This is a genomic window from Xanthomonas sp. LMG 12460 (genome assembly GCF_009192895.1).
GTDB lineage: Bacteria > Pseudomonadota > Gammaproteobacteria > Xanthomonadales > Xanthomonadaceae > Xanthomonas_A > Xanthomonas_A sontii.
Genome location: NZ_NKUH01000119.1, coordinates 1 through 5,776 on the forward strand (window position 1 = coordinate 1; position 5,776 = coordinate 5,776).

Sequence of the window (5,776 nt, forward strand, 5' to 3'; positions counted from 1 at the left end):
CGGCGGAGGCGGCGAGGTCGGTGGGGGGCTGCCATGGGTCAGATTGCCGCCACCGCCACCGCCGCCACCGCACGAGGTGAGCGCAACCGCTACCGCGGCCGCCAGCAGCGACCGTGCCATCAATGCCCGCATGTTCTTCCCCTCAAATGTCGTCTGCCGGCCATACGGCCGGTGTTGCCCACGTTAGCGGCCGCCTACGACGGCGCTGAACTACGTCAAATCTACACGGGAATGCAAACCATAGGACTGGCCCGGCAGTGGACGCAATTGGCAGAACCCGCGCCGCGGCCGATAATCGGCACACCACTTTCGTAAGGGTTTGCCATGACCGAGATCGTCATCGCCGCGGCCAAGCGCACCGCCATCGGCGCGTTCCTGGGCCAGTTCAACGGCGTGCCCACGCCGACGCTGGGCGCCGCGGCCATCCGCGCCGCGCTGGAGCAGTCCGGCATCCCCGCCGCCGACGTTTCCGAAGTCATCATGGGCTGCGTGCTGCCGGCCAACCTCGGCCAGGCCCCGGCACGTCAGGCCGCGCGCGCGGCCGGCGTGCCCGACGGCACCGGCGCCACCACCATCAACAAGGTCTGCGGCTCGGGCATGAAGGCGGTGATGCTCGGACACGACCTGATCAAGGCCGGTTCGGCCAGCATCGTCGTCGCCGGCGGCATGGAATCGATGAGCAACGCGCCGCACCTGCTGCCGAACTCGCGTACCGGCAACCGCTACGGCAACTTCCAGGCGGTCGACCACATGGCCTGGGACGGCCTGACCAATCCCGACGACGGCCAGGCGATGGGCGTGTTCGGCGAGGCCACCGCGGAGAAGTTCGGCTTCAGCCGCCAGGACCAGGACGCGTTCGCGATCGAATCGGTGAACCGCGCGCAGGCCGCGCAGCGCGATGGCGCCTTCGCCGACGAGATCGTCCCGGTCGCCGTGGCCACCCGCAAGGGCGAGGTACGGGTCGACAGCGACGAGCAGCCGGGCAAGTCCGACGTGACCAAGATCCCGGCGCTGAAGCCGGCGTTCAAGAAGGACGGCACGGTCACCGCGGCCAGTTCCTCGAGCATCTCCGACGGTGCCGCCGCGCTGGTGCTGCTGGGCGCCGACGAGGCCGACCGCCGCGGCGTCGCGCCGCTGGCCCGGATCGTCGGCCATGCGACCTTCTCGCAGGCGCCGGAATGGTTCACCACCGCGCCGGTGGGCGCGATCCGCAAGCTGCTCGACCAGGTCGGCTGGAGCCTGGACGACGTCGACCTGTTCGAGATCAACGAAGCCTTCGCCGTGGTGGCGATGGTGCCGATCAAGGAACTGGGCCTGGACCACGCCAAGGTCAATGTCCATGGCGGCGCCTGCGCGCTCGGCCATCCGATCGGCGCCTCCGGTGCGCGGCTGCTGGTGACATTGCTAAATGCGTTGCGCAGCCGTGGCGGCCGCCGCGGAATCGCGACGCTGTGCATCGGCGGTGGCGAAGCGACAGCGGTCGCCATCGAATTGATTTGATTGGGATTAACCCCTGAAACACAAAAATGAATGCGCGTGCGCTTGACAGCCGACTTTGGCTTGTCATCATGTTGAGGGCGCGCATTCGCGCGTTGCCTAACTAAACGACGAGGATAGACACAATGAGCATCAACAAGCTGCTGATCGCAATGGCCCTGGGCCTGGCCCTGGCCGCGTGCTCGAAGCAGGAGCAGGCCCAGGACGCCGCCGCTTCGGCTAACGAAGCCGCCACCGACGCGCAGGCTGCTGCCGACCAGTCGGCTGCCGCCGGCGCCCCGACCGCCGACGCCGCTCAGGCCGCTGCCGACACCGCCGCGACCGCCGCCAACACCGCTGCCGACGCTTCGGCCGCTGCCGCCGCTGCCCCGACCGATGCCGCTGCCGACAAGGCTGCCGACACCGCCAAGGCTGCGGAAGACACCGCCGACAAGGCGAAGGACGCTGCTCAGGAAGCCAAGAAGTAATCACTTCTTGCTTTTTGCAGTCCTGAAAGAGCCGCTGGTCCGCCAGCGGCTTTTTCTTTGCCTGGCGTTTGCCGGGCAGCACGGCAACGGCGCCACCAACGTGCCGGCACAGCCTGTTCCCGGAGGGCGGCGAGGTGACGACGCATGCATGTCGCCTCGCGCGAATGCCGCGCCGTCGTCCGTCGCTGACGTCACTGACGTCGCGTCGCAAGCGTGCGCCCCCGCACACAGGATTTGTCCGCGCCATTGCGTCGTCCACGCGTAGCGCGCATGCAAGCGCGACGCATGACCCGCACGACGCGCCGCATCGCCGCCCGCGGCGGGCGATGCGCACCGCTGCCACGCGCCATGCACGTGCGGCGCGTACGCGCCGACGCCGCACATCCGCATGGCCCGCATCGCCGGCATGCGACGGCAGCCGCGCGCATCGCAGTGCCTGGCTCCCACCCCACGGCGCCTCCCCCACCAGCGACAGCGCCTTCCTGAACACTGCCCCGCGCCACCGCTTCGCCTTGACGCAGGCTGCATGCGCGTCCGCCTAGGCTGCGCCGCGTCACCCACCCGTGGACGGAGAAGCCGCATGAACAAGACCCCGATCGTGGCCCTGCTGGGCGCCCTCGCACTGGCCGGCTGCCAGGGTCCCGAATCGCAGCAGGCACAACGCGACGCCAAGGTCGCTGCCGAACAGACCGGCGAAGCGGCCAAGGAAGCCGCCGGCGAGGTCGCGCAGGCCGGGCGCGAGGTCGCCGCCGACGCGCGCGATGCCGCGCACCGTGCGGCCAACTCCGATGCCGTCCAGGATGCCTCGGCCGCAGCCAAGGAGATGGCGGCCGATGCCAGCGAGGCCACGGCGAATGCGGCGCAGAAAGTCGCCGACAAGGCACGCGAGAACGCCAACGAAGATCCGCACAACGGCGACCGCGAGCAGCATTGAGTCATTGGCCGTCCCCGTGCATGCGGGGGCGGCCTCTGCCGCGCAGCGCGTGCCGCGCGCTGTGCCGGCAGGGCGTCTTTTGTGACGCCGGTCCAAGGCGTTTGCGACGTCACAGTAGACTTTTGCGATGCCGATTCTCCAACGTGTGCGGGCCAGGACCCGTCTAGCCCTGTTGTTCTCCGCCGCGGTCTTCGTCCTGATCGGCGTCGGCGTTTTCTATGGCGCGCAGCGCGCCATCTCCGATGCCGCACGCGTCGCCCACACCCACGAAGTGCTGCGCAACATCGACGAGGTGCAATCGACCTTGCTGATGACCGAATCCTCGTTGCGCGGCTACGAGTTGACCGACAACCAGGCCTATCTGAGCCTCTACTACGACAGCGCCGAACGCGTGCCGCGGCAGTTGGCGCAACTGCGCAAGCTGGTTTCCGACAATCCCGTGCAGATCGCCAACATCCAGGTGCTGCAGCAGTCGATGGACACGCGACTGCGGCAGATGCGGGAGATGCTCGCGGTGTACCAGCGCGACGGCCTGCAGGCGCTGCGGCAGGCGATGGCGCCCAGCGTGTACCAGAGCTCCAGCGCGATCCGCGACCAAGTGCAGCAGATGACCGACGTGGAACTGCAACTGCTGCAGAGCCGCGACACCTCCAACCAGCGCAGCGCCGACATGCTGCTGGTGCTCGCCCTGGCCGGCATCCCGTTCGGCCTGGGCAGCGTCGGCGTGGTGTACGCGCTACTGCTGCGCGAACTGCGCAACCGCAGCAACGCCGAGCAGGCCGCCTCGGTCGCCAACGAGAAGATGGAAACCAGCATCACCGAGCTGGAGCGCACCAGTGCCGACCTCAACGCGCTCAGCCGCTATACCGGCCTGCTGCAGAGTTGCGTGGAGCCGGCCGAGGCACTGACGGTGACCGCACGCCTGCTCGCCGCGCTGATGCCCGACACCGGCGGCAGCGTCTATCTGCTGCGCGCCTCGCGCGACCGCGCCGAGGAAATCGTCAGTTGGGGCCAGCCGCCGGTCGGCAGCGAGCCGGCCGTAGCGCCGCAGGACTGCTGGGCCTTGCGCCGCGACAAGAGCCACTTCGTGCATGCGCAGGGCCACGACTCGGCCTGCGCGCATCTGCGCGAGGATCCGTACGCGGCCGGTGCCAGCACCGCCTGCATTCCGTTGTCGGCTCAGGGCACCCAGTTGGGCTTCGTGTTCCTGGCCGGGCGCGGCACCGGTCCACTGCCGCGCATCGCCATCGCCGAGGCCGCCGCCGAGCAGCTGTCGCTGGCGCTGAGCAACCTGCTTCTGCGCGAGTCGCTGCGCCTGCAGTCGATCCGCGACCCGCTCACCGGCCTGTTCAACCGGCGCTACCTGGAAGAATCGCTCAACCACGAACTGGCCCGCTGCGGACGCCGGCAGATGCCGCTGTCGCTGCTGATGCTGGACGTGGACCACTTCAAGCAGTTCAACGACCTGCACGGCCACGGCGGCGGCGACGCCCTGCTGGTCGCGGTCGGGCAGATGCTGTCGACGCGGCTGCGCGGCGAGGACATCGCCTGCCGCTACGGCGGCGAGGAGTTCACGGTGATCCTGCCGGAGACCGGGCCGGAACAGGCGCAGGCCATCGCCGAACAGATCCGCAGCGCTGCCCAGCAATTGAGCGCGACCGTGGACGGCAAGGCGCTGCCGGCGGTGACCATGTCGATCGGCGTGGCCAGCTATGCGCGCGACGGCGTGGTCGCCACCACCCTGCTGCGCAAGGCCGATGCGGCGCTGTACCGGGCCAAGCGCTGCGGCCGCAACCAAGTGCAGGCCTACGACCCGGCGCTGGACGGCATGGGCTGAACCAGCGGCGGTCGCGGTCGGGCCGCTGTTTTGAAGAAAGCGTCACAAAACCGACGCGATAGAGCGGCGATAGTCGCGCTTCCCCCGACTGGAGACGACAGCCCATGTCCATCTGGAAAGACCAGGGTCCTGCGCGCAAGGATGGCCTGCCGCCCGTTCCCGGCAACGGCGCGTTGCCGCCGGAGCCGCGCCCGGCGGGCGATGCCGCCCCAGGCGAACCGCTCGCCGCGGCCGCCGCCGCCGCCCCTGCCGCCCGCGCCGCTGCGCCGGCACCCGCCGCGAAGGAATCGCTGATCGCCGCCGACATCAGTATCGAGGGCAAGATCGAGGGCACCGGCCACATCCGCATCGCCGGCAAGTTCAAGGGCGACGTCAATGTGCAGGGCGACCTCACCATCGAGACCGGCGCCAAGCTCAGCGGCGGCGTGCGCGCCGACAAGGTGGTGATCGCCGGCGAGCTGGAAGGCAACATCGAATCGGCCTCGCGGGTGGAGCTGCTTGCGTCCGGCGCGCTGATCGGCGACGTCAAGGCCGGCTCGCTGACCGTGGCCGCCGGCTCGCGCATGCGCGGCCAGGCCGACTTCGGCTGGGACGACGACAAACATGCCCGCAAGGGCGGCAAGCCCGCGGAGTCCGACGCCGGCGCATGAGCAGCCCGCGTCCCGGCAGTCCGGGGGCGACCCGGACCTGCCCGCACTGCAAGGCCACCATTCTCGAAAGCGCCAGCGTCTGCCCGGCGTGCAAGCACCACCTGCGCTTCGATTCGGCGGTGCTGCAGCAGTCGGCGCCATCGGCGCTGGTGCCACTGCGGGTGGAAGGGAGCATCCGCCACCCGGCCGACGGCAGCGCCTGGGAATACACCGTGTTGGTGAGCATCCGCAACGGCCGCGGCGAGGAAATCAAGCGCCAGTTGGTCGGCGTCGGCGCCATGCTCGACGGCGAGGAACGCAGTTTCACGCTGTCGGTCGAGGCGACGCCGGTGCGTGGGGGGAAGCGCGGGAGGCATTAGCGCCTTGCGGCGCCGGGATTGGGGATTGGGGA

The 5,776-nt window shown here is 69.6% G+C and carries 6 protein-coding genes; all 6 read left to right on the forward strand.

The window, feature by feature from the left end; all coding sequences use genetic code 11:
* Nucleotides 1–324: 324 nt before the first annotated feature.
* The 6 genes from CEK66_RS19000 (at nucleotide 325) to CEK66_RS19025 (ending at nucleotide 5,744) form a co-directional block, all read left to right on the forward strand.
* Nucleotides 325–1,500, forward strand: a complete 1,176-nt coding sequence (locus CEK66_RS19000) for a thiolase family protein (protein WP_152237941.1) — start codon at nucleotides 325–327, stop codon at nucleotides 1,498–1,500.
* Between the two features lie 122 nt (nucleotides 1,501–1,622).
* Nucleotides 1,623–1,964, forward strand: coding sequence for a hypothetical protein (locus tag CEK66_RS19005; RefSeq protein ID WP_048490955.1), 342 nt, complete (start codon nucleotides 1,623–1,625; stop codon nucleotides 1,962–1,964).
* Between the two features lie 580 nt (nucleotides 1,965–2,544).
* On the forward strand, nucleotides 2,545–2,898 hold the full coding sequence (locus CEK66_RS19010; RefSeq protein WP_152237942.1) for a hypothetical protein: 354 nt from the start codon (nucleotides 2,545–2,547) through the stop codon (nucleotides 2,896–2,898).
* A gap of 127 nt (nucleotides 2,899–3,025) precedes the next feature.
* Nucleotides 3,026–4,735, forward strand: coding sequence for a diguanylate cyclase (locus CEK66_RS19015; protein ID WP_193312717.1), 1,710 nt, complete (start codon nucleotides 3,026–3,028; stop codon nucleotides 4,733–4,735).
* Between the two features lie 104 nt (nucleotides 4,736–4,839).
* Entirely contained in the window at nucleotides 4,840–5,385 is a 546-nt protein-coding gene (locus CEK66_RS19020) for a polymer-forming cytoskeletal protein (protein WP_152181263.1), read from the forward strand.
* On the forward strand, nucleotides 5,382–5,744 hold the full coding sequence (locus CEK66_RS19025) for a hypothetical protein (RefSeq protein ID WP_152181262.1): 363 nt from the start codon (nucleotides 5,382–5,384) through the stop codon (nucleotides 5,742–5,744). Before CEK66_RS19020 ends, CEK66_RS19025 begins: the two co-directional genes overlap by 4 nt.
* The last annotated feature ends 32 nt before the right edge of the window (nucleotides 5,745–5,776 follow it).